Source organism: Streptomyces sp. CNH189 (assembly GCF_000527195.1).
Genome location: NZ_AZUS01000015.1, coordinates 55,622 through 79,377 on the forward strand (window position 1 = coordinate 55,622; position 23,756 = coordinate 79,377).

At 71.7% G+C, this 23,756-nt stretch carries 20 protein-coding genes; 10 read left to right on the plus strand and 10 right to left on the minus strand.

Features of this window, described 5'->3' with window-relative positions:
- Positions 1–7 precede the first annotated feature (7 nt).
- Both B100_RS0120640 and B100_RS0120645 read right to left on the minus strand, forming a co-directional pair.
- Positions 8–856: an ABC transporter permease gene (locus tag B100_RS0120640; RefSeq protein ID WP_024886320.1), complete on the minus strand. Its 849-nt coding sequence runs from the start codon at positions 854–856 to the stop codon at positions 8–10.
- Complete coding sequence (locus B100_RS0120645) at positions 853–1,869, minus strand: ATP-binding cassette domain-containing protein (protein ID WP_024886321.1); 1,017 nt, start codon at positions 1,867–1,869, stop codon at positions 853–855. The genes B100_RS0120640 and B100_RS0120645 overlap by 4 nt, the downstream gene beginning before the upstream one ends.
- Before the next feature lie 369 nt (positions 1,870–2,238).
- On the opposite strand from B100_RS0120645, the gene B100_RS0120650 reads away from it, so the two are divergent.
- Positions 2,239–3,222, plus strand: coding sequence for an NAD(P)H-quinone oxidoreductase (locus B100_RS0120650; RefSeq protein ID WP_024886322.1), 984 nt, complete (start codon positions 2,239–2,241; stop codon positions 3,220–3,222).
- Between the two features lie 23 nt (positions 3,223–3,245).
- Here the strand turns inward: B100_RS0120650 and B100_RS0120655 are convergent, their stop codons facing one another.
- Positions 3,246–3,965: a hypothetical protein gene (locus B100_RS0120655; protein WP_158686731.1), complete on the minus strand. Its 720-nt coding sequence runs from the start codon at positions 3,963–3,965 to the stop codon at positions 3,246–3,248.
- A gap of 210 nt (positions 3,966–4,175) precedes the next feature.
- On the opposite strand from B100_RS0120655, the gene B100_RS0120660 reads away from it, so the two are divergent.
- Positions 4,176–4,718 (plus strand): bacterial proteasome activator family protein, encoded by a 543-nt coding sequence (locus tag B100_RS0120660; RefSeq protein ID WP_024886324.1) that lies wholly within the window; start codon positions 4,176–4,178, stop codon positions 4,716–4,718.
- Between the two features lie 160 nt (positions 4,719–4,878).
- Here the strand turns inward: B100_RS0120660 and B100_RS0120665 are convergent, their stop codons facing one another.
- Complete coding sequence (locus B100_RS0120665; protein ID WP_024886325.1) at positions 4,879–6,519, minus strand: protein kinase domain-containing protein; 1,641 nt, start codon at positions 6,517–6,519, stop codon at positions 4,879–4,881.
- A 352-nt stretch (positions 6,520–6,871) separates the two neighbouring features.
- On the opposite strand from B100_RS0120665, the gene B100_RS0120670 reads away from it, so the two are divergent.
- The 4 genes from B100_RS0120670 (at position 6,872) to B100_RS0120685 (ending at position 12,524) form a co-directional block, all read left to right on the plus strand.
- A complete protein-coding gene (locus B100_RS0120670) occupies positions 6,872–8,452 on the plus strand; it encodes a protein kinase domain-containing protein (protein ID WP_024886326.1) in 1,581 nt (526 codons plus the stop codon).
- 452 nt (positions 8,453–8,904) lie between these two features.
- Complete coding sequence (gene pdhA / locus B100_RS0120675) at positions 8,905–10,110, plus strand: pyruvate dehydrogenase (acetyl-transferring) E1 component subunit alpha (protein ID WP_024886327.1); 1,206 nt, start codon at positions 8,905–8,907, stop codon at positions 10,108–10,110.
- A gap of 1 nt (position 10,111) precedes the next feature.
- Positions 10,112–11,089, plus strand: a complete 978-nt coding sequence (locus B100_RS0120680; RefSeq protein ID WP_024886328.1) for an alpha-ketoacid dehydrogenase subunit beta — start codon at positions 10,112–10,114, stop codon at positions 11,087–11,089.
- A 19-nt stretch (positions 11,090–11,108) separates the two neighbouring features.
- Positions 11,109–12,524, plus strand: a complete 1,416-nt coding sequence (locus B100_RS0120685) for a dihydrolipoamide acetyltransferase family protein (RefSeq protein ID WP_037723187.1) — start codon at positions 11,109–11,111, stop codon at positions 12,522–12,524.
- 89 nt (positions 12,525–12,613) lie between these two features.
- On the opposite strand, the gene B100_RS0120690 is transcribed toward B100_RS0120685, so the two are convergent.
- Entirely contained in the window at positions 12,614–13,516 is a 903-nt protein-coding gene (locus tag B100_RS0120690; RefSeq protein WP_024886330.1) for a D-alanyl-D-alanine carboxypeptidase, read from the minus strand.
- Positions 13,517–13,712: 196 nt separating this feature from the next.
- On the opposite strand from B100_RS0120690, the gene B100_RS0120695 reads away from it, so the two are divergent.
- Together B100_RS0120695 and B100_RS0120700 are read left to right on the plus strand one after the other, a co-directional pair.
- Complete coding sequence (locus B100_RS0120695) at positions 13,713–14,369, plus strand: GntR family transcriptional regulator (protein ID WP_410100513.1); 657 nt, start codon at positions 13,713–13,715, stop codon at positions 14,367–14,369.
- Positions 14,366–15,676, plus strand: coding sequence for an MFS transporter (locus B100_RS0120700; protein ID WP_024886332.1), 1,311 nt, complete (start codon positions 14,366–14,368; stop codon positions 15,674–15,676). Before B100_RS0120695 ends, B100_RS0120700 begins: the two co-directional genes overlap by 4 nt.
- 61 nt (positions 15,677–15,737) lie before the next feature.
- Here the strand turns inward: B100_RS0120700 and B100_RS0120705 are convergent, their stop codons facing one another.
- A complete protein-coding gene (locus B100_RS0120705; protein WP_024886333.1) occupies positions 15,738–16,562 on the minus strand; it encodes a maleylpyruvate isomerase family mycothiol-dependent enzyme in 825 nt (274 codons plus the stop codon).
- Between the two features lie 219 nt (positions 16,563–16,781).
- Between B100_RS0120705 and B100_RS0120710 the strand changes: the two genes are divergently transcribed.
- Positions 16,782–17,576: a carbon-nitrogen family hydrolase gene (locus tag B100_RS0120710; protein WP_024886334.1), complete on the plus strand. Its 795-nt coding sequence runs from the start codon at positions 16,782–16,784 to the stop codon at positions 17,574–17,576.
- Positions 17,577–17,640: 64 nt separating this feature from the next.
- Here B100_RS0120710 and B100_RS0120715 read toward each other — a convergent pair whose 3' ends face one another.
- Complete coding sequence (locus B100_RS0120715; RefSeq protein ID WP_024886335.1) at positions 17,641–18,135, minus strand: LURP-one-related family protein; 495 nt, start codon at positions 18,133–18,135, stop codon at positions 17,641–17,643.
- Positions 18,136–18,239: 104 nt separating this feature from the next.
- Here B100_RS0120715 and B100_RS0120720 point away from each other — a divergent pair, with 104 nt between their 5' ends.
- Positions 18,240–20,099: an NHL domain-containing thioredoxin family protein gene (locus tag B100_RS0120720; protein WP_024886336.1), complete on the plus strand. Its 1,860-nt coding sequence runs from the start codon at positions 18,240–18,242 to the stop codon at positions 20,097–20,099.
- Here the strand turns inward: B100_RS0120720 and B100_RS0120725 are convergent.
- The 3 genes from B100_RS0120725 to B100_RS0120735 form a co-directional block, all read right to left on the minus strand.
- Positions 20,075–20,332: a DUF6458 family protein gene (locus tag B100_RS0120725; RefSeq protein WP_024886337.1), complete on the minus strand. Its 258-nt coding sequence runs from the start codon at positions 20,330–20,332 to the stop codon at positions 20,075–20,077. The genes B100_RS0120720 and B100_RS0120725 overlap by 25 nt on opposite strands.
- Positions 20,333–20,458: 126 nt before the next feature.
- Complete coding sequence (locus B100_RS0120730; RefSeq protein WP_024886338.1) at positions 20,459–21,757, minus strand: M18 family aminopeptidase; 1,299 nt, start codon at positions 21,755–21,757, stop codon at positions 20,459–20,461.
- A gap of 119 nt (positions 21,758–21,876) precedes the next feature.
- Entirely contained in the window at positions 21,877–23,703 is a 1,827-nt protein-coding gene (locus tag B100_RS0120735; protein WP_024886339.1) for an acyl-CoA dehydrogenase, read from the minus strand.
- Between the last annotated feature and the right edge of the window lie 53 nt (positions 23,704–23,756).

Sequence of the window (23,756 nt, forward strand, 5' to 3'; positions counted from 1 at the left end):
GGCCGGGCTACTTGCGGTTGTACAGCCGCATGGTGACCGGTCCGAAGACGGCGACGAACAGGGCCGCCCAGCCCACCGTCCACATGACGTCGGCGGCCGGCCAGTCACCGGCCATGAGTCCGCGGACCGCCGAGGCCAGGTGCGTGACGGGGCTGTTGTTGACGAACGCCTGGAGCCAGCCCGGCATGGTGCGCGGGTCGACGAAGACGTTGGACAGGAAGGTGAGCGGGAAGATCACCATCATGCTGACGCTCATCACCGACTTCTCGGTGCGCAGCAGCAGCCCGAACATCGTCCAGATCCACGAGAAGGCGAACGAGAACAGCAGGAGCAGCGCGATCCCGGCCAGCACGCCGTGGACCCCGCCGTCGGCGCGGTAGCCGAGCAGCAGCCCCACGGTGAGCATCACCACGGAGGCGATGGTGTAGCGCAGGGCGTCGCCGAGCAGATAGCCGACCATCGCCGAGGGCCGCCAGATCGGCAGCGAGCGGAAGCGGTCGAAGACGCCCTTCTCGATGTCGATGTTCACCGAGACGCCGGTGTACATGGTGATCATGACGACCGACATCACCAGGATGCCCGGCAGGACGAACTGGATGTAGTCCTTCGGTGAACCGGCCAGCGCACCGCCGAAGAGGTACGTGAACATCAGCAGGTTCATGATCGGAAACGCGGTGACGTCGAACAGCTGCTCCGGCACGTGCTTGATCTTCAGGATGGCGCGCCAGCCGAACGTCAGGGACGTCGACAGGGAGCTGGGCCGCGGCGGGCGCTCCTTGGCGACCAGCAGGGCCGCCAGGGACTCGGCACTGACGGGCGCGAGCTCCTTGGTCTCCGTGCTCGTGGCCGTGCTCATGCCGCCACCTCGTCCTTCGTGTCGGTGCCGGGGCCGTCCGCGGCGCCGGTGTCGTGTCCGGTCAGTGCCATGAAGACCTCGTCGAGGCTCGGCTGGCCGAGGGAGAAGTTGTCGACGGTGACGCCGGCCCGGGACAGCTCGGTGAGCGCGCGTGCCGCCTGGTCGGCCGCGCTGTCACTGGTCGAGGCGTTCAGCCGGGCGGTCAGCGCCACCGGGTCCGGCTCCAGCTGCACCTCCGCGAGCAGCAGGTCCCGCAGCAGCCGCTCGGCGTCCGGCCGCCGGTCGGGGTCGCGCAGCCGCAGATGGACGGAGCCGGCGCCCACGGACGCCTTGAGCTCGCCCTTGGTGCCCTCGGCGATCACCTTGCCCTTGTCGATCACCGCGATCCGGGAGGCGAGCTGGTCGGCCTCGTCCAGGTACTGCGTGGTCAGCAGCACCGTGGTGCCCTGGGCGACCACCGCGCGCACGATGTCCCACACCTGGTTGCGGCTGCGCGGGTCGAGACCGGTGGTCGGCTCGTCGAGGAACAGCAGGTCCGGGGTGTTGAGGATGGACGCGGCGATGTCGATGCGGCGCCGCATGCCCCCGGAGTACTGCTTGACCTGCTTGCCCGCCGCCTCGGTGAGCCCGAAGGCCTCGAGGAGCTGGGCGGCGCGGTCGCGGGCCGCGGGCTTGCGGTGGCCGAGCAGCCGTCCCAGCAGGACGAGGTTCTCGGTCCCGGTGAGGTCCTCGTCCACCGACGCGTACTGGCCGGTGAGGCTCACGCGGGCGCGCACCGCGTCCGCGTCGCGCACGACGTCGTGGCCGAAGACGTGCGCCTCACCGCCGTCCGGACGCAGCAGGGTGGCGAGCATCTTCACGGTGGTGGTCTTGCCCGCGCCGTTCGGTCCGAGGACGCCGTAGACCGTGCCGGTCGGCACGGTGAGGTCGACCCCGTCGACGGCCCGTGTCTCACCGAAGGTCTTGACCAGCCCCGCTGTCTCGATCGCCGTGCCGGACGTCTGCGTGCTCATGCTTCGGGTCCTTCCGCGTGCTTGGGCTACGCATGGAGAGACCTTTACCGTCGCGCAAACTCATCGGTACCGCACGCGGATTTTCGGCGTGCGCGCCGTGTGCGGGGTTGTCCGGGGGGGCTCCGCCCCCGGGCCCCGGTTCGCGCAGTTCCCCGCGCCCCTGGAGGTGTGCAGTCCCCCTGCGCTTCTGTGGGTGCGGTTTTCCGGTGCGGGCCGTGTCCCCGTGTCGGGTGCGGGGCTTTCGGGGGCTTCGCCCCCGGACCCCGTTTGCGCAGTTCCTCGCGCCCCTGGGGGTGTGCAGTCCCTTGTGCTTCTGGGGGTGCGGGGTGTCCCGGGCGCGGGTACGGGGGCGGGAGTACCGTCCCCTTCATGTATGCGATCACGATTCCCGAACCCGGTGGGCCCGAGGCGCTGGTCTGGGACGAGGTTCCCGATCCGGTGGCCGGCGAGGGCGAGGTCCTCGTCGAGGTGGTGGCCGGCGCGGTCAACCGGGCCGACATCCTGCAGCGGCAGGGCTTCTACAACCCTCCGCCCGGCTCGTCCCCGTACCCCGGTCTGGAGTGTTCCGGCCGGATCGCGGAGATCGGTCCCGGGGTGAGCGGCTGGGCGGTCGGCGACGAGGTCTGCGCGCTGCTCACCGGCGGCGGTTACGCCGAGAAGGTGGCTGTGCCCGCCGGACAGCTGCTGCCCGTCCCGGAGGGGCTGACCGTCGACCGGGCGGCGGCGCTCCCCGAGGTCGTCTGCACGGTCTGGTCGAACGTCTTCATGATCGCCCATCTGCGCCCCGGCGAGACGCTGCTCGTGCACGGCGGCTCCAGCGGCATCGGCACCATGGCGATCCAGCTCGCCAAGGCCGTGGGGGCGAAGGTCGCCGTGACCGCGGGGACGAAGGAGAAGCTGGAGCGCTGCGCCGAACTGGGCGCCGACATCCTGATCAACTACCGCGAGCAGGACTTCGTGGCCGAGCTGAAGCAGGCCACCGACGGCGCGGGCGCCGACGTCATCCTGGACAACATGGGCGCCAAGTACCTGGACCGCAACGTCCAGGCCCTGGCCGTCAACGGCCGCCTCGCGATCATCGGCATGCAGGGCGGGGTGAAGGGCGAGCTGAACATCGGCGCCCTGCTCGCCAAGCGTGCCGCGATCAGCGCCACCACGCTGCGCGCCCGCCCGCTGGAGGAGAAGGCGGCGATCGTCGCGGCCGTACGGGAGCACGTGTGGCCGCTCGTCGCCGACGGTCACGTCCGTCCGGTGATCGACCGGGAGATCCCCATGCCGGACGCGGCCGAGGCGCACCGGGTGGTGGAGGACAGCTCCCACATCGGCAAGGTTCTGCTGGTCACGCCGAACTGAGCGCGGCCGCCCGGGCGCGGGGTTCAGCGCACCCCGCGCTCCTGCCGCATCCTCAGCCCGAGGAAGGCGCAGGCGAGACCGAGCCCGATCAGGACCAGGCCGCTGCCCAGCGGCAGGATCCGCAGCACCGGTTCGACGGCGGCCTCGGTGCCGGCGACGGCGTTCGGCTCCGCGGCCGCCGACGAGGTGGCGGGCACCGGGGCCGCGGCGGAGGAGGCCGGCAGATCGGCGCCGCCGGAGTCCGTGTCCGCGGCACCGGCCGGGTCCTGCGCCGGGCTGGTCGCGTCGAGCCGGGCGTTCGGCCGCCGGGCCCCGTCGTCGGGCCGTCCGGCCGCGTCGCGGGCTCCCTCGCCCTCCTCCGTCTCCCGCCCGCGCCGGGGTGGAGTGGTGTCCCGGGACTCCTCGGACGCCGTCTTTTGCCGCCCTGGCCGCTCCCGGCCCTCACCGGGGCCGCTCCCGGCACGGGACGCGGAGGGCGAGGTGGAGGGCGACACGGAGGACGGGGCGGAGGGGGAGCGGGACACCGACCGCGGTTCGGCGTTCCGGAGGTCGTCGGCCTCCGACGGCGGCGGAGCGCTCCGCGGGTCGTCGGCGTCCGACCGTGGTGCGGCGCTCCGGGGGGCGGCGATGCCCGGCGGCGTCCGCTCGGCCCCGTACGCCACACCGGCCGTACCGGGCGGCCCGGCGACCGGGCCGAAGGGCAGCACCGCCGCCCCCGCCCCCAGAACGAGACTCGCTCCCATTACGCGCAGCCATGGAGTCACGACCGTGACCTCCCGCGCCGGCCGGTGCTCGGCCGCACCGTCGGCAAGATGGGCCGGATGGACGCCAACAGCCTCGCACCGCCGGGCGGACCCGGCATGTCGGACAGGGCCGTCGGAAGGACCCCGCGTCCACGGCGGCTACCGGGGGCGGCACCACGGTGTGAACGGGGTGTGCGCGACAATGGCCCCATGGAGATGCCGAGGAACGAACGGTCGCCGGAGAATCCGCAGATCCTGGTCGTCGGCCAGGACGGTATGGCGCTCAGCGGCGGCAAGGGCGACGAGGACTCCCGTGAGACCCCGGTGACGGAGCAGGTGGAGCAGCCGGCGAAGGTCATGCGGATCGGCAGCATGATCAAGCAGCTGCTGGAGGAGGTGCGGGCGGCTCCTCTCGACGAGGCCAGCCGGGCCCGGCTCAAGGAGATCCACGCCAGCTCGGTGAAGGAGCTCGAGGACGGCCTGGCCCCCGAGCTGGTCGAGGAGCTGGAGCGGCTCTCCCTGCCCTTCACGGACGAGACCACGCCCAGCGACGCGGAGCTGCGCATCGCGCAGGCCCAGCTGGTGGGCTGGCTGGAGGGCCTCTTCCACGGGATCCAGACGACGCTCTTCGCGCAGCAGATGGCCGCCCGTGCGCAGCTGGAGCAGATGCGTCGCGCGCTGCCGCCGGGTGTCTCGGAGGGCCCGGAGGACGACGCCAACCCGGGCGGCCGCTCGGGCGGTCCCTACCTGTAAGCACCCGCTGAGGCGCGGGCCCGCCCGTCGGTGCCCGCCGACACGCGGGAGGCCCTTACGCCTCGCCCGAACGACCCGAACCGCACGAAGGGGCCCGGCACGGATGCCGGGCCCCTTCCGTATGTCTGCGCGCGCTCCGCCCCGTGGCGGAGCGGCCGGGTCAGGACGGCGGGTTGCCCGTCGAGACCTTGAGCGTGATCTGCGGCATGTCCTCCGGGTCGACGTCCGTCCCGGGCGGTGGGAACTGCTCGCGGATCGAGCCGTCGCCGTAGGTGTTCTCGTCGACCTTGACGATCTTGAGGTTGTTGCCCCAGCCCGCGGCCTGGAAGCACGCCTTCACCGAGGCGATGTGCTTGAACTTGAAGTTGGGCAGCTGGACCTTCTCCGGGTCGTTGTACGACTCCTGCGGGTCCTCGCACTTGTCCGGGTCGATCGTCTTCGACGCGTCCGGCCCGCGGTAGCCCTCGGCCCTGGTCGCCGAGGGCGACGCGCCACCGGCCTGCGGGTCCTCGTCGTTGTTGTTGATGAGCAGCGCCGCGATCAGGCCGCCGACCGCCAGCACCGAGACGACGATCGAACCGATGATCACCGGGGTGTTCCGGCCGCCGCGCCCCGCGTTGCCGTTGCCGGAGGCCTGGGGCGACATCGTGTACGGCGGCGGGGTCGACGCGCCCTGCTGGGCGTACGGCGTCGCCGCGGGTGTCGGGTAGCCGCCCTGTTGCGGGTACCCGTACGTCGGGGAGGGCGTGGCCGGTGCCGGGGTGCCGTACGGGTGCGGCGGCGGGGGCGTCGGCTGGTACGGCGTCTGGACGCTGCCCGGGGGCGCCTGGTGCGCCTGGTCGACCGGCGGGAACACCGCGGAGCCGACACCGGCGCCGCTCGGCGTCTGCGAGCCGGGCACGATGCTCGGCGGGGCCGCATGGACGGACTGCGCCACCCGCAGGCACTCCCCGCGCATGGCCTCCGCGCTGGGGAACCGCTCGTTGGGGTTCTTCTTCAGGGCGCGGGAGATCAGCGCGTCCACGGCCGGCGGCAGCGAGCGGTTGACGGAGGAGGCGAGCGGGGGCTCCTCCTGTACATGCGCGTAGGCGATCGCCAGCGGCGAGTCCGCGTCGAACGGCAGCCTGCCGGTGACCAGCTGGAACAGCATGATGCCGACCGAGTAGAGGTCGGAGCGCGCGTCGACGCCCCGGCCGAGCGCCTGCTCCGGGGAGAGGTACTGCGGGGTGCCGACGACCATGCCGGTCTGCGTCATCGAGGTGACGCCGGACTGCATGGCGCGGGCGATGCCGAAGTCCATCACCTTGACCACACCGCGCTTGGTCATCATCACGTTGCCGGGCTTGATGTCGCGGTGGACCAGCCCCATCTCGTGGCTGATCTCCAGCGCCGCCAGCACATCGGCGGTGATCTTGAGGGCCTTGTCGGCGGGCATCGCGCCCTGCTGCCGTACGTCCTCGTCGAGCACCGAGCCGAGCGGGCGGCCCTCGACGTACTCCATGACGATGTACGGCGTCGTCATGCCGTCCACGTCGTCCTCGCCGGTGTCGAACACCGAGACGATGTTGGTGTGCGTGAGCTTCGCCACGGACTGGGCCTCGCGGCGGAAGCGCTCGCGGAAGGCCTGCTCCCGGCCGAGTTCCGTGTGCAACGTCTTGATGGCGACCTGACGGTCGAGCACCGAGTCGTAGGCGAGGTGCACCGAGGCCATGCCGCCCTGGCCGAGCAGGTCCCGCAGTTGGTAACGACCGCCGGCGAGCGCCCGCCCCGTGTGCCGGCCCTGTGCGCCGTCCTGGCTCATGCTTTGCGTCCCCCGTAGCCTCTCCGGCGTCCGGCGCCGCCGTCGGTGACTGTTCGTCGTAGATCGAAAGTGTTATTCCCGGCCAAGTCTGCCCCAGGGCACCGACACGTCAAGCGCGGTGCCCGTTCCGTGACCGTACGCGAAAGAAGCGTCGCGGAAGCGTTACAGCGGTCGTACTGCCGGTACACGGAATTTGCACGACAGTACGGGGAGCGGGTTTGATGACCGGTCCGTCTCGTGCCGGTCCCGGCAGCCCGTCCCGGACCGGAGGCCCCGGCGAAGGCTGTAGCGTGGCCGACGGAGACCGTAACAACACCGCGCGCACCGCGGGCAGAAACGACGGCGAGGACTGATGGCACAGCAGCAGCGCGCTCAGGGCCCGTCCGACCCCGAGGCGACTGGCGGCGGCATCTCGGACGCGCCGGACAACTGGGGCAACGGCGGGCTGGTCGGCGACGGCCGGTACCGGCTCACGCACCGGCTCGGCCGGGGCGGCATGGCCGAGGTGTTCGCCGCGGAGGACGTGCGCCTCGGGCGCACGGTCGCCGTGAAGCTGCTGCGTTCCGATCTGGCCGAGGACCCGGTGTCGAAGGCGCGCTTCACGCGCGAGGCGCAGTCGGTCGCCGGGCTCAACCACCACGCGATCGTCGCCGTGTACGACTCCGGCGAGGACACGGTCGGCGGGCAGTCGGTGCCGTACATCGTGATGGAGCTGGTCGAGGGCCGCACCATCCGTGACCTGCTGATGAACGCCGAGGCCCCGGGCCCCGAGCAGGCGCTGATCATCGTCTCGGGTGTGCTGGAGGCGCTGGCCTACTCGCACCAGCACGGCATCGTGCACCGTGACATCAAGCCGGCCAACGTCATCATCACCCACAACGGCGCGGTGAAGGTGATGGACTTCGGCATCGCCCGCGCGCTGCACGGCGCGTCCACGACGATGACGCAGACCGGCATGGTCATGGGCACCCCTCAGTACCTCTCCCCGGAGCAGGCGCTCGGCAAGGCCGTCGACCACCGCTCCGACCTGTACGCCACCGGCTGCCTGATGTACGAACTGCTGGCGCTGCGTCCGCCGTTCACCGGTGAGACGCCGCTGTCGGTGGTCTACCAGCACGTCCAGGACATCCCCACGCCGCCGTCGGAGGCCTCCGACGCCTGCCCGCCGGAGCTGGACGGGCTGGTCATGCGCTCCCTCGCCAAGGAGCCCGACGACCGCTTCCAGACGGCCGAGGAGATGCGCGGGCTGGTCCAGTACGCGCTGCAGATGCTCTACGACCAGGGCGGCCACACCGGCACCTGGAACACCGGCCCGGTCGACATGCACGAGGGCCCGCGCACCCCGGCGGCCGGCTACGCCGGTACGGCCGCGATGCCGCACCCGGACGCCGCCGGCACGACGGCCATCCCGCAGCCGATCCTGCCCTCCGGTTACGGCGGCGGGGACGACGGGGGCTTCGAGGGTCACGGAAACAAGGGCAGCGGGCGCGGCAAGCTGTGGATCCTCGCGATGCTCGCGGTGATCGCCGTGGCGGCCGGTGTCGCCCTCGCGCTGAACAACGGCGGCGGCGGGGGCGAGGGCGGCAAGACCGACACCTCGCCGTCCGTCACGCAGAGCACCGAGGACGAGAAGGCCAGCGAGTCGCCGAGCGACGAGGCGACCGAGGAGGCCACGGACCCGGGCACCGACCCGGGCTGGGGCTCGGGCGGCGACGGCGGCTGGACACCGTCGAAGGAGCCGTCGTGGACGCCGAGCCAGCCGGACACGGAGGAGCCGACCGGCGACCCGACGGGCGAGCCGACCGGTGAACAGACGACGCCCACCGACCCCGAGACGGAGGAGCCGCCGCCCAGCACGCCCCCGCCGGCCACCGGCGGCACGGAGGGCAACAGCGGCGGCAACGGCGAGGACCCGCCGGACGGCGGCGAGTAACCGGCGTACGAACCCACCCGCGATCTTCGCGGGTGGGTTCCGTCGTGCGGGGGCGGGTTCCGCCCCCGCACTTCCACCGATGGCCCGGACGGCCTGGTCCGGCACCCCGTGACAACCCCGGCGGCACGCCGTGCCGACGGGAAAGTCGGCTCTTCCCTGCCCGGCCCGGCCGGGATAACGTGCCGTTGCTCCGGCCTCCTGCAAGGCTGTGACCAGCGCGCCTTCCGGGCCTTCCCCGATTTACTTGGATATCCAAGCAAAATCGCAGGTCAGAGGGGGTTTCACAGAAATGTGGAGCACTGGGTAACGTGCTTTGTGCAGGGCGCTCGCCGGGGCACCTGTCACGCCTGTTCCCGGCCGAGTGGCACCCACCCCGTGCCCGGTGGTCGAGAACAGGTGAGCCGCACTGGCCTACCGGCAACCCCGGGGGCCGGACCGACGGAGGAGCACAAGTGACCGTGGAGAGCACTGCCGCGCGCACACCGCGACGCAGCGCCGGAAGCAAGGCCGGCACCACCGGCACCAAGCGCACCACCAGCACCACGAAGAAGGCCGCAGGCGCAGGGAAGAGCGCCGAGCCCGCCCTCGTCCAGCTGCTGACGCCCGAGGGCAAGCGCGTCAAGAACGCCGAGTTCGACCAGTACGTCGCCGACATCACCGCCGAGGACCTGCGCGGTCTGTACCGCGACATGGTGCTCACCCGTCGTTTCGACGCGGAGGCCACCGCCCTCCAGCGCCAGGGCGAGCTGGGCCTGTGGGCCTCGCTGCTCGGGCAGGAGGCGGCGCAGATCGGCTCCGGCCGGGCGCTGCGCGACGACGACTACGTCTTCCCGACCTACCGGGAGCACGGCGTCGCCTGGTGCCGTGGGGTGGACCCGACCAACCTGCTCGGCATGTTCCGCGGCGTCAACAACGGTGGCTGGGACCCGAACGGCAACAACTTCCACCTGTACACGATCGTCATCGGCTCCCAGGCGCTGCACGCCACGGGCTACGCGATGGGCATCACCAAGGACGGCGCCGACAGCGCGGTCATCGCCTACTTCGGCGACGGTGCCTCCAGCCAGGGCGACGTGGCCGAGGCCTTCACCTTCTCCGCGGTCTACAACGCCCCGGTGGTGTTCTTCTGCCAGAACAACCAGTGGGCGATCTCCGAGCCGACCGAGAAGCAGTCCCGCGTCCCGCTGTACCAGCGCGCGCAGGGCTTCGGCTTCCCGGGCGTGCGCGTGGACGGCAACGACGTGCTGGCGAACCTCGCCGTCACCAAGTGGGCCCTGGAGCGGGCCCGCGCCGGTGAGGGACCGACCCTCGTCGAGGCGTTCACGTACCGCATGGGCGCGCACACCACCTCCGACGACCCCACCCGCTACCGCCACGACGACGAGCGGGCCGCCTGGGAGGCGAAGGACCCGATCCTGCGTCTCCGCCGCCACCTCGAGGTCTCAAACCACGCGGACGAGGGATTCTTCGCGGAACTGGAGACCGAGAGCGAGGCGTTGGGCAAACGAGTGCGCGAAGCGGTCCGCGCCATGCCGGACCCGGACCACTTCGCCATCTTCGAGAACGTGTACGCGGACGGCCACGCGCTGGTGGACGAGGAGCGGGCGCAGTTCGCCGCCTACCAGGCGTCGTTCGCGGACGAAGACGGGGGTAAGTGACATGGCGGAAAAGATGGCCCTGGCCAAGGCGATCAACGAGTCGCTGCGGCGTGCGCTGGACGCGGACCCGAAGGTCCTCGTCATGGGCGAGGACGTCGGCAAGCTCGGCGGCGTGTTCCGGGTGACGGACGGCCTGCAGAAGGACTTCGGCGAGAGCCGCGTCATCGACACGCCGCTCGCCGAGTCGGGCATCGTCGGCACCGCGATCGGCCTGGCCCTGCGCGGCTACCGCCCGGTGGTGGAGATCCAGTTCGACGGCTTCGTCTTCCCGGCGTACGACCAGATCGTCACGCAGCTCGCGAAGATGCACGCCCGCGCGCTGGGCAAGGTCAAGATGCCCGTCGTCGTGCGCATCCCCTACGGTGGCGGCATCGGCGCGGTGGAGCACCACTCCGAGTCGCCGGAGGCCCTGTTCGCGCATGTGGCCGGCCTGAAGATCGTCTCCCCGTCGAACGCGTCGGACGCGTACTGGATGATGCAGCAGGCCATCCAGAGCGACGACCCGGTGATCTTCTTCGAACCGAAGCGCCGCTACTGGGACAAGGGCGAGGTCGACAGCGAGGCGATCCCCGGCCCGCTGCACAAGGCGCGCGTGGTCCGCGAGGGCACGGACCTGACCCTCGCCGCGTACGGCCCGATGGTGAAGCTCTGCCAGGAGGTCGCCGACGCGGCGGCCGAGGAGGGCCGCAGCCTGGAGGTCCTCGACCTGCGCTCGGTCTCCCCGATCGACTTCGACGCCATCCAGGCGTCGGTGGAGAAGACCCGCCGTCTGGTCGTCGTCCACGAGGCGCCGGTGTTCTTCGGCTCCGGCGGGGAGATCGCCGCCCGGATCACCGAGCGCAGCTTCTACCACCTGGAGGCCCCGGTTCTGCGGGTGGGCGGTTACCACGCGCCGTACCCGCCGGCCCGCCTGGAGGAGTCCTACCTCCCGGACCTGGACCGGGTGCTCGATGCCGTCGACCGCTCGCTGGCGTACTGAGGAGAGGGTCGTGACGACGATGACGAACGCGTCCGTACGCGAGTTCAAGATGCCGGACGTGGGCGAGGGCCTCACCGAGGCCGAGATCCTCAAGTGGTACGTCCAGCCCGGTGACACCGTCACCGACGGCCAGGTGGTCTGTGAGGTGGAGACGGCGAAGGCGGCCGTCGAACTGCCCATCCCCTACGACGGAGTGGTGCGCGCCCTGCACTTCCCCGAGGGCACCACGGTCGACGTGGGCACCTCCATCATCGCGGTGGAGGTCGCGGGCGGCGCGGCCCCGGCGCGGGAGGAGGCCCCCGCGGCCCCCGTCCCCGCCGCCGAGCCGGAGCAGCCCGCCGAACCCGCGGCCCGCCAGCCGGTGCTGGTCGGCTACGGCGTCGCCACGTCCTCCACCCGCCGCCGCCCGCGCAAGCAGGCGCAGGACCCGGCGGCCCAGCAGGCCGCCTCCGCGGTCCAGTCCGAGCTGAACGGCCACGGGGCGGCTCCGGCGGCCCCCGCCGCCCCGGCCGCCCCCGCGCAGCGTCCGCTGGCGAAGCCGCCGGTGCGCAAGCTGGCCAAGGACCTGGGCGTCGACCTGGCGACGGTCACCCCGACCGGCCCGGACGGCGTCGTCACCCGCGAGGACGTGCACGCGGCCGTGGCCGCGGCCCAGGCGGCCCCGCAGCAGCCGGCGGCACCGGCTCCGGCCGCCGCGCCCGTCCAGGCCGCGGCCCCGGCGTCGTACGACACGGCGCGCGAGACGCGCGTCCCCGTGAAGGGCGTCCGCAAGGCCACGGCGGCGGCGATGGTCGGCTCGGCGTTCACCGCGCCGCATGTCACGGAGTTCGTGACGGTGGACGTGACCCGCACCATGAAGCTGGTCGAGGAGCTGAAGCAGGACAAGGAGTTCGCCGGCCTGCGGGTGAACCCGCTGCTGCTGATCGCCAAGGCCCTGCTGGTCGCGATCCGGCGCAACCCCGACATCAACGCCTCGTGGGACGAGGCGGCCCAGGAGATCGTGGTCAAGCACTACGTCAACCTGGGCATCGCGGCGGCCACCCCGCGGGGCCTGATCGTCCCGAACATCAAGGACGCCCACGCCAAGACCCTGCCGGAACTGGCCGGGTCCCTGGGTGAACTGGTGTCCACGGCGCGGGAGGGCAAGACCTCCCCGGCGGCGATGCAGGGCGGCACGGTCACGATCACCAACGTCGGCGTCTTCGGCGTCGACACGGGCACGCCGATCCTCAACCCGGGCGAGTCCGCGATCCTCGCGGTCGGCGCGATCAAGCTCCAGCCGTGGGTGCACAAGGGCAAGGTGAAGCCCCGGCAGGTCACCACCCTCGCGCTGTCCTTCGACCACCGCCTGGTCGACGGCGAGCTCGGCTCCAAGGTGCTGGCCGACGTGGCGGCGGTCCTGGAACAGCCGAAGCGGCTGATGACCTGGGCTTGACGGCCGGACATGACAGAAGGGGCGTCGCACGGTGTGCGGCGCCCCTCCCGTCGTCCCTGGGCCCTGTCGTCCCGTGGTGACGTCGTCCGTCAGATCTTGCTGAACGCGTAGTTCATGAGGGCCTTGGCGTCCTTCTCGCGCTGGGCGGAGGAGGACGAGGCGAGGACGGTGCCGACGACCGTCTTGCCCTTGCGGGTCGCGGCGAACACCAGGCAGTACTTGGCCGTCGGGCCGGAGCCGGTCTTCACGCCGATGGTGCCGCTGTAGCTGCTCAGCAGGTTGTTGGTGTTGACCCACGGCGCCATCGTGCGGGTGCCGCCCGTCCTGGTCTTCGTCTTCGCCGTGTACTTCTTCGTCTTGACGAGGGAGCGGAAGGTCGCGTTCTTCATCGCGCTGCTGGCGATCTTCGTCAGGTCGCGCGGCGTGGAGTAGTTCTTGCCGTTGCCGATGCCGTCGAACGAGTCGAAGTGGGTGTTTCTCAGGCCCAGCTTCTTCGCGTCCGCGTTCATCTTGGAGATGAACGACTTCACGCGCGCGGAGCGCGTGCTGCCGGTGCCGAACTTGTCGGCCAGCGCGTAGGCGGCGTCGCAGCCGGACGGGAGCATCAGCCCGTACAGCAGCTGGCGCACGGTGACCTTGTCGCCGACGATCAGCCGCGCGGAGGAGGCGTTCTTGGAGACGATGTAGTCGCTGTACGCCTTCTGGATCGTGACCGTGGAGTTCAGGTTCAGGTTCTTCTGCGCGAGCACGACCTTGGCGGTCATGATCTTCGTCGTGGAACCGGTGGAGCGGCGGATGTCCCCGCCCTTCGTGTACAGCGTCTTTCCGTTCGCGTTGTTCATCACGAAGCCGCCCTTGGCGACGACGGGCGGAACGGGCGCGGCGGCCTGCGCCGGCGCCGCGTAGAGGGCGCCGGAGGCGAGCACGGCGCCGGTGGTCACGACGACGCCGGCGGCTCTGCGGAGGCGGACGCCTTGAATGCCGATTTTCAAGTCAGATACCCCGATTACCGTGAATGGCCGTGCTGCTCGGCCAAGTTGAGGAGCGGCCGCCCAGAAGGGGCCGCACGTATCTGACGCGTACGCCGAACGGATGGTTGTACGGGAGATGCCGCGACTTTTCCGGCACGCATAGTCCGCATCGTGGACGAATACTTCCATGTGTACGTGTTGTATCTATGCTCTCGGCATGAGCTTGTCCGCACCCGAGAAACGTCCCCCTGCCGCCGACCGCGTCTACGCCCACGTCAAACAGGGCGTGCTGGAGCGCACGTACGAGGGCGGGACGCTGCTCACGGAGGGCGAGCTGGCCGAGGCCGTGGGGGTGTCCCGCACGCCCGTGCGCGAGGCCCTGCTGCGTCTGGAGGCCGAGGGCCTGATCAAGCTGTACCCGAAGAAGGGTGCCCTCGTGCTGCCGGTCTCCGCCCAGGAGATCGCCGACGTCGTGGAGACGCGGCTGCTCGTGGAGGAACACGCGGCGCGCAAGGCCGTGCCCGCGTCCCCCGCGCTGATCGAGCGCCTGGAGGAGCTGCTCGCCCGGCAGAAGGAGCAGGCGGCCGCCGGTGACTTCGCCGCCGCCTCCGTCACCGACCGGTGCTTCCACGCCGAGATCGTCCGCAGCGGCGGCAACGAGATCCTCTCCCGCCTCTACGACCAGATGCGCGACCGCCAGCTGCGGATGGGCCAGGCCGTGATGCACTCCCACCCGGACCGCATCGCGAAGACGCTCGCCGAGCACGAGGAGATCCTCGGTGCGCTGCGCTCCGGTGACGCCGAGGCGGCCGTGGAGATCGTCCACCGGCACGTCGGCTGGTTCTCCCACCTGGCGCGGGGAGAGGCGCGATGAGCCTCGGTACACGCGGTGCCGGCACGCTGCCCGGTGACCCGCCCGGCGGCCGGCGTGCCCTGGCCGTGTGGGGGGTCGGCGTCTCCGTCTACTTCGTCGCCGTCATCTTCCGTACGTCCCTGGGCGTGGCCGGCCTCGACGCGGCCGAGCGTTTCCACGTGGGCGCCTCCGCGCTGTCCACGTTCTCCATCCTCCAGCTGCTGGTCTACGCGGGCATGCAGATACCCGTCGGCCTGCTGGTGGACCGGCTCGGCACCAAGAAGGTGCTGAGTCTGGGCGCCGTGCTGTTCACCCTCGGGCAGCTCGGCTTCGCGCTCTCCCCGTCGTACGGCATGGCGCTCGCCTCGCGCGCGCTGCTGGGCTGCGGCGACGCGATGACCTTCATCAGCGTGCTGCGGCTGGGCACGCGGTGGTTCCCCGCCCGGCGCGGGCCGATGGTCGGGCAGATGGCCGGACTGATCGGCATGGCGGGCAACCTCGTCTCCACGCTGGTGCTGGCGCGGCTGCTGCACGGCATCGGCTGGACGGCGGCGTTCGCGGGCAGTTCGCTCGCGGGCGTGGTGGTGCTGGTGCTGGTCCTGCTGTTCCTCAAGGACCACCCGGAGGGCCACGAGCCGCAGCCGCTCCCGCACCAGGGCGCCGCCTACGTCCGCCGGCAGATCGCCAGCTCCTGGCGGGAACCGGGGACCAGGCTCGGGCTGTGGGTGCACTTCACCACGCAGTTCCCCGCGATGGTCTTCCTGCTGCTGTGGGGGATGCCGTTCCTGGTGGAGGCGCAGGGGCTGTCCCGGGCCGTGGCCGGTGAGCTGCTCACCCTGGTGGTGCTGGCCAACATGGCCGTCGGCCTCGTCTACGGCCAGGTCGTCGCCCGGCACCACGGGGCGCGGCTGCCGCTGGCGCTCGGCACGGTGGGCGCGACGGCGCTGCTGTGGGCCGTGACGCTGGCCTGGCCGGGGGACAGGGCGCCGATGTGGCTGCTGATCGTGCTGTGCGCGGTGCTGGGGGCGTGCGGGCCCGCGTCGATGATCGGCTTCGACTTCGCCCGCCCGGCCAACCCGCCGGAGCGGCAGGGCACGGCGTCCGGCATCACCAACATGGGCGGGTTCGTCGCCTCGATGACGACGCTCTTCGCGATCGGCGTGCTGCTGGACGCGACCGGTGACGACTACTCGGTCGCCTTCTCGGCGGTCTTCGTCCTCCAGGCGCTGGGCGTCACCCAGATCCTGCGCCTGCGCAGGCGCGCGGCCCGCCGCGAACGGGAACGGCTGGTCGCCAGCAGGGTCTCCACGGTCCACGTCCCGGCCTGACGGCCACGGGAAGCGGGCGGGCGCGCGCCAAGCGGGCGCCCGCCCGCACGGCGAAGGCTTCCTACGGCGTGACCGCGAAGTGGCGGAGGATGGCCGCGGCCAGGTCCAGGTCGCCCTCCGTCTTCACGCGGTCCGCCACCGCATCCGCCGTCACGCGGCCGCAGGCCAGGCGGACGTACGTCTCCCAGTCGAGGGTGAGGGTGGCGGCCGGACCCAGGGCCGGGGCCGTCTCCAGGGTCCCGCGGCCCTGGATGTCGACGCGCACCGTGCGCAGGAACTCCACCGGGCCGTGCACGTCGACGACCACCGCGGAGCTGCGCGGCGCCCGCGCCTGCTCGGCGACCACCCGGGGCAGCTCGTCGAGCAGCACGTCACGGGCGACCAGGGCGCCGGGGGAGTCCAGGTTGCCGGGGCGGCCGAGCGCCGTCCGCAGGTCCTGCTCGTGCGCCCACACGTCGAAGGCGTGGCGGCGCATCGACTCCTCCAGCGTCAGCTCCGTGCCCAGCGGGCCGCGCACCTTGGTGCCGGGGTCGCGGGATTCGTTGCGCAGCTGGCGGTTGCGCCGGATGATCATCAGCTCCAGCTCGGAGGTCATCTCCGGCGCCGTGTGGTGGCGGCGCACGTCGACCTGCATCTCCGTGTACCGCTGGTGGTCGTTGGTGACGTGGAACAGGTCGCGCGGCAGCGTGTGGATGGGCCGCGGGTCGCCGTACATCTCGGAGTCGAGGCCGATGACGTGCGAGACCACGTCACGGACCGACCAGCCCGGGCAGGGCGTGCGCCGGTTCCAGTCGGCCTCCGGCAGCGGCTGCACCAGCTCGGATATCGCCTCGATGGAGTGGGACCAGGCGTCGGCGTAGGGCTGGAGGGCGGGATGCAGACTCACGGAACGGGACCCCTCGGCGGTCGGTACACGGGCAGGTTGTGGCGGCGGTGCCAGTGGGCGATGGCTGCACTGCGCGGGTGTCTCGGGTCTCCCCCGGTTCTCGGCTTCGCTCGAACCGGCGGGACCCCCAAGTTACGCTGCTGACAGGCACCCCGGCAGTGCTTTCGTGTGACGATCGTAGGCCCGTGGACGCGGGTCGAATGCCAGGACGGTGGTAGTGTGCGCGCTTCCTTGCTGCAAGTCGCCGTGAACGAGGACGAATCGGTCGAATCGCGTCGGCGCCGGGTGGCCGCGCTGGTACGCGATCAGGCCGGTGCGGACCTCGTCGTCCTCCCGGAGCTGTGGACCACGGGCGCCTTCGCCTACGAGGAGTTCGGCACCGAGGCGGAACCCCTGGAGGGCCCGACCTACGAGGCGATGGCCAAGGCCGCGAGCGAGGCGGGCGTGTGGCTGCACGCGGGCTCCGTCCCGGAACGGGACCCCGAGGGACCGCTCTACAACACCTCGCTCGTCTTCTCCCCCTCCGGTGAACTGGCCGCCGCCTACCGGAAGATCCACCGCTTCGGCTTCGACAAGGGCGAGGCCGTGCTGATGGGGGCGGGCGAGGAGCTGGTGACGGTCCGTCTGCCGGACACCGTCGTCGGCGTCGCCACCTGCTACGACCTCCGCTTCCCCGAGCTCTTCCGCGGTCTGGTCGACGCCGGCGCCGAGACCTTCGTCGTCCCGGCGGGCTGGCCCGAGCGGCGCCGGACGCACTGGACGCTGCTGGCCCGGGCGCGGGCGGTGGAGAACCAGGCGTTCGTCCTCGCGTGCGGAACGGCCGGGACGCACGCGGGAGTTCCCCAGGCGGGACACTCGATCGTGGTGGACCCGTGGGGCGAGGTGCTGGCCGAGGCGGGACCCGGCGAGGAGGTCCTGACGGTGGAGTTCGACCCCGCGACGGTGGCGGGCACCCGGGACCGTTTCCCGGCCCTGAAGGACCGCGTCCTGGGCCTGGACCGCCCCCGCCGCTGACCGACCCGCCCCGATCCGCCGGCGCGGGGCCGGGGCGCCTCATCCGCGCGCCGCGCCCTGCCCGCTAGTCCTCCCGCTCCTTCTCCGCCAGGTGGATCACACACACCGCCACGGCGATCAGCAGCGCCGGGTCCGCGTCGTCCCGGACCACGTCCACGCCGTAGGTCTCCCGGAGGGTCATCAGCCGGCGGGAGATCACCGCGAGCAGTTCGCCGTCGTACTCGACGGCGAACTCGCGGTCGAGGATCCGGCCGCTGACGTCGAGCTCGGTGCTGCCGTCCGCGAGGGTCACCCGGTAGTGGTTGCGCAGCAGGGACAGCCGCTTGCGCCGGACGGTGGCCAGCGGCTCGCCCTCCCGTTCGATCACCATGGTGTCCCGCAGGGCCAGCATCTTCTGGCGGATGTCGATCAGCACGCGCCCCTCGGTGTCCTTCAGCTCGAAGGTGTCCCGCAGCCGCATCGCCTTGCCGTCGACGAGGTAGACCTTGTTCCCGCGGTCGTCCTCGATCCAGTAGTCGTCCCCGATGCCGAGGATCCGGTCGCGCACAAGAAATCTCATGCCCCGACGGCTTCCCCGCCCGGCCCCGTCCGACGCCGCCACTAGGCCGACGGGCGGAACCCGCCCCACCCCCGCCCGGTGTCCCCCGGTGGCACGCTGGACGTATGGACGACGCCGCTTCCGCTCCCCCGGTCCGCCGCTCCGCGCGTGTGCGGGCGCCCGAGCCGGCGGGAAGGGGTGGCTGGCTGAACACGGGCGGCGACGGGTACACCCTCGCCGGCCTGCGCGGACGCGTCGTGCTGCTGGACTTCTGGACGTTCGCCTGCGTCAACTGCCTGCACGTCGTCGACGAGCTGCGCGAGCTGGAGGAGCGCCACCGGGACACACTCGTGGTGATCGGCGTGCACTCGCCGAAGTTCCCGCACGAGACGCAGCACGCGGCGGTGGCCGACGCCGTCGAGCGGTACGCCGTCCGGCACCCCGTACTGGACGACCCGGATCTGACGACCTGGACGCAGTACGCGGTGCGGGCCTGGCCCACGCTGGTGGTCGTCGACCCCGAGGGGTACGTCGTGGCCACGTACTCCGGCGAGGGGCACGCGTCCGAGATCGGGCGGCTGGTGACGGAGCTGGAGGCCGAGCACGCGGCCAAGGGCACCCTCAGGCGCGGCGACCTCCCCTACGCGCCCCCGGAGCCGGAGCCGACCGTGCTGCGCTTCCCCGGCAAGGTGCTGCGGCTGCCGGAGGGGACGTTCCTGGTCACGGACACCACCCGCCACCAGTTGGTGGAGCTGGCGGAGGACGGGGAGACGGTCCTCAGGCGGATCGGCCAGGGGGAGCGCGGCCTGACGGACGGGCCCGCGGACACGGCCCGCTTCCAGGAGCCGCAGGGACTGGCACTGCTGCCGGACGGTGCCGTGGCCGTCGCCGACACGGTCAGCCACGCCCTCAGGCGGGTCGACCTCGCCTCGGGGGAGGTCACCACCCTCGCCGGCACCGGCTCCCCCTGGCGCCGCGGCGACGCCGTCTCGGGAGCGGCCCACGAGGTGAACCTCTCCTCCCCGTGGGACGTCACCTGGTGGCGGGACCGGCTGTGGATCGCCATGGCCGGCATCCACCAGCTGTGGACGTACGACCCCGCCGACGGCACCGTCGCCCGCGCGGCCGGGACCGGCGAGGAGGGCCTCGTCGACGGGCCGGCCGGGCAGGCCCTGTTCGCGCAGCCCTCGGGGCTCGCGGTCACGCGGCGGGGCCTGTGGGTGGCCGACTCCGAGAGCTCCGCGCTGCGCCTGCTGGGCCGGGACGGGCAGGTGCGCACGGCCGTCGGCGCGGGACTGTTCGCCTTCGGGCACCGCGACGGCCCCGCGGACGAGGCGCTGCTCCAGCACCCGCTGGGGGTGACCGCGCTGCCCGACGGGTCCCTCGCCGTCAGCGACACCTACAACCACGCCCTGCGCCACTACGACCCGGTCACCGGCGAGGTGTCCACCCTGGCCACGGACCTGCGCGAGCCGAGCGGTGCCGTGCTCGACGGCGAGGACGTCGTGGTGGTGGAGTCGGCCCGCCACCGGCTGACCCGGCTGCGGCTGCCCGCCGAGGTTCTGAGCCCGCCCGGAAGGGACCAGCCCGTCACGGAGATCGCCGTCGGCCGGGTACGCCTGGAGGTGTTGTTCGAGCCGCCGCCGGGCCAGAAGCTCGACACGCGGGACGGGCCCGCGACGCGCCTGCTGGTGTCCGCCTCACCGCCCACGCTGCTGCGCAGTGGAGAGGGCGCGGGGAGTGACCTCTCCCGCGCCCTCGAGACCGACCCCGCCGTGGGGCAGGGGGTGCTGCACGTCGTGGCGACGGCGGCTTCGTGCGACGCCGGCCCGGACGTCCTCCATCCGGCCTGCCATGTGCACCGCCGTGAGTGGCGGCTGCCCGTGCGCCCCGTCGCGGGGGGCACGGACCGGCTGGCCGTGGAGCTGTCCGGTGCGGACGGCGCCGGCCGGGCGTCCGGTCAGACGCCGTACCCGTCGCTGTAGCCGTCGCGGGTGTGGTGGTGCGGACGTGCCGGGTCGTCGACCACCGGGGTGGCCGGGGGGACCACGACCCGGCGACGCCGGGCGATGCTGCTGAAGGTCGCGACGCCGATCAGTCCGACGATCATGAAGATGACGCCGACCAGGTCAAGGTTGACACCCTGCATGTCCCAGTCGGTCGCGAACGTGAGGATTGCTCCCACGGCGATGAGGATGATGCATCCGCCGAGGCCCATAGGTGTCGCCTCCCTGTCCGGTGTTTCCGGTGCGACCCGGGTACCCGGACGGGCGGCTCCCATGCGCCGTGACACGCACGGGAGTTGACCGCTCCTCAGGACCCTGCTAGGGACGCGTCGCCCGAACTAGCCCTCCAGGAAGGCGACCAGCGCGTTGGCCAGCAGGAACGGGTCCTTGGCGCCGCACAGTTCGCGGACGCTGTGCATCGACAGGATGGCCACGCCGATGTCGACCGTCCGGATGCCGTGCCGGGCCGCGGTGATCGGGCCGATCGTGGTGCCGCACGGCATCGCGTTGTTGGAGACGAACGACTGGAAGGGCACACCGGCCTTCTCGCACGCCGCGGCGAACACCGCGCGTCCCGAACCGTCGGTGGCGTACCGGTTGTTGACGTTGACCTTGAGGATGGGGCCGCCGTCGACGCGCGGGTGGTGCGTCGGGTCGTGCCGCTCCGCGTAGTTGGGGTGGACGGCGTGTCCGGTGTCGGAGGACAGGCAGACGGTGGCGGCGAAGGCGCGGGCCCGGTCCTCGAACGACCCGCCGCGGGCGAGCACCGAGCGCTCCAGGACGCTGCCGAGCAGCGGGCCGTCCGCGCCGGTGTCCGACTGGGAGCCGTTCTCCTCGTGGTCGAAGGCGGCGAGCACCGGGATGTACGACAGTCGCGAGCCCCGTGCGGCAGCGGCGGCGAGCGCGGCCGTGCCGGCGTGTACGGACAGCAGGTTGTCCATGCGCGGGCCCGCCACCAGCTCGCGGTCGCGGCCCAGGTACGCGGGCGGCTCGACCGGGTGCGCCATCAGGTCCCAGCCGGTGACCTCGCCGGCCGGCACCCCCGCGGTCTCCTCCAGGAAGGCGATGAGGTCGCCGTCGCGGACGTCGTCGCCCATGCCCCACACCGGCTGCATGTGCCGCTGCTTGTCGAGCTTGAGGCCGTCGGAGTTGACGGCGCGGTCCAGGTGGATGGCGAGCTGGGGGACCCGCAGCAGCGGACGGTCCACGTCGACCAGGCGGGTCGTGCCGTCCCGCAGGGACAGCCGCCCGGCCAGGCCCAGGTCGCGGTCGAGCCAGGAGTTCAGCAGCGGACCGCCGTAGATCTCCACGGCCACCTGGCGCCAGCCGTGCGCCCCGCTGTCGGGCCGCGGCTTGACCCGCAGGTTGGGGGAGTCGGTGTGCGCGCCGACGATCCGGAAGGGCGTGTGCGGGTCCGCCCCCTCGGGGACGTACCAGGCGATGATCGCGCCGCCGCGCAGCACGTACTTGCCGCCTGACGTGCCGTCCCAGGCGTCCGTCTCCGCGACCTGCCGGAAGCCCGCCTTCTCCAGCCGCTCGGCGGCGTTCGCCACGGCGTGGTACGGCGTGGGGCTCGCCGCGAGGAAGGACATCAGGTCGTCGGTGTGGCCGCGGTCGAAGCGGGGGGGTTCGCTCATGGGTTCACCTTAACGAGCGCGAGGGCCCGCTTCCCGGTGCGGGGAGCGGGCCCTCGCGGGGGTCCGGCCTGGTTGCGTGCGGTCTTGTACGGGGAGATCCCGTAAGGGCCCGGAAGGGGCTAGAACGCCGCCTCGTCCAGTTCCATCAGGTCCAGCTCGACACCCTCGGAGACCTTGCGGGCCAGGGTGACGCCCGGCAGGACGTTGGCCGCGAAGAACTTCGCCGCGGCGATCTTGCCGGTGTAGAAGGACTTGTCCTTGGCGGAGGCCGTCGGGAGCTTCTCGGCGGCGATCGCGGCACCCTTGAGCAGCAGGTAGCCGACGACGACGTCACCGGAGGCCAGCAGCAGGCGGGTGGTGTTCAGGCCCACCTTGTAGATGTTCTTGACGTCCTGCTCGGTGGCCGCGAGGTCGGTGAGCATGAGGCCGACGATGGCCTCCAGCTCGACGGCGGCCTTGGCCAGGTGCTCGCGGGCGCCCGCCAGCTCCTCGCCGCCCTCGCCGACCGCGAGGAACTTCTTGATGTCCTCGGCGAGGGAGTTCAGGGCGGCGCCCTGGTTGCGGACGATCTTCCGGAAGAAGAAGTCCTGGCCCTGGATGGCGGTGGTGCCCTCGTACAGGGTGTCGATCTTGGAGTCCCGGATGTACTGCTCGATCGGGTACTCCTGCAGGAAGCCGGAGCCGCCGAAGGTCTGCAGCGACTGGGCGAGCTGCTCGTAGGCCTTCTCGGAGCCGTAGCCCTTGACGATCGGCAGGAGCAGGTCGTTCATCGCGTGCTCGGTGGAGGCGTCCTCGCCGTTCGCCTCCTTGACCTGGATGGCGTCCTGGATCGAGGCGGTGTGCATCACCAGGGCGCGCATGCCCTCCGCGTACGCCTTCTGCGTCATGAGCGAGCGGCGCACGTCGGGGTGGTGGGTGATGGTGACCTTGGGCGCGGTCTTGTCCATGAAGTTCGCCAGGTCGGGACCCTGGACGCGCTCCTTGGCGTACTCCAGCGCGTTCAGGTAGCCCGTGGACAGCGTGGAGATCGCCTTCGTGCCGACCATCATGCGGGCGAACTCGATGATGCGGAACATCTGGCGGATGCCGTCGTGCTTGTCGCCGATCAGCCAGCCCTTGGCGGGGTGCTTGTCGCCGAACGTCATCTCGCAGGTGTTGGAGGCCTTCAGGCCCATCTTGTGCTCGACGTTCGTGGCGTAGACGCCGTTGCGCTCGCCCAGCTCGCCGGTCTCGAAGTCGAACTCGTACTTCGGGACGAGGAAGAGGGACAGGCCCTTGGTGCCGGGTCCCGCACCCTCGGGACGCGCGAGCACGTAGTGGAGGATGTTCTCCGACATGTCGTGCTCACCCGAGGTGATGAAGCGCTTCACGCCCTCGATGTGCCAGGAGCCGTCCTCCTGCTGCACGGCCTTGGTGCGGCCCGCGCCCACGTCCGAGCCGGCGTCCGGCTCGGTGAGCACCATCGTGGAGCCCCACTGCTTCTCGGTGGCGATCTTCGCGATGTGCTTCTGGACCTCGTTGCCCTCCTCGAAGAGGATGCCCGCGAAGGCGGGGCCCGAGGAGTACATCCACACGGCCGGGTTGGCGCCCAGGATCAGCTCGGCGTAGGCCCAGATGAGGGAGCGGGGCGCGGTGGTGCCGCCGATCTCCTCGGGCAGGCCGAGGCGCCAGTACTCGGAGTCCATGAAGGCCTTGTAGCTCTTCTTGAAGGACTCGGGGACGGGCGCGGTGTTGGTCTCCGGGTCGAAGACCGGCGGGTTGCGGTCGGCGTCCGTGAAGGACTCCGCGAGCTCGTTCTCGGAGAGGCGGGTCAGCTCCTCCAGGATGCTCTTCGCGGTCTCGACGTCCATCTCCTCGAACGGGCCCGTGCCGTACAGCTTGTCGCGCCCGAGTACCTCGAAGAGGTTGAACTCGATGTCGCGGAGATTCGACTTGTAGTGCCCCATGGCGACGGCTCCGTTTGAGAGGGATCGGCGAGGGACTGATTCCTCGCAACTGA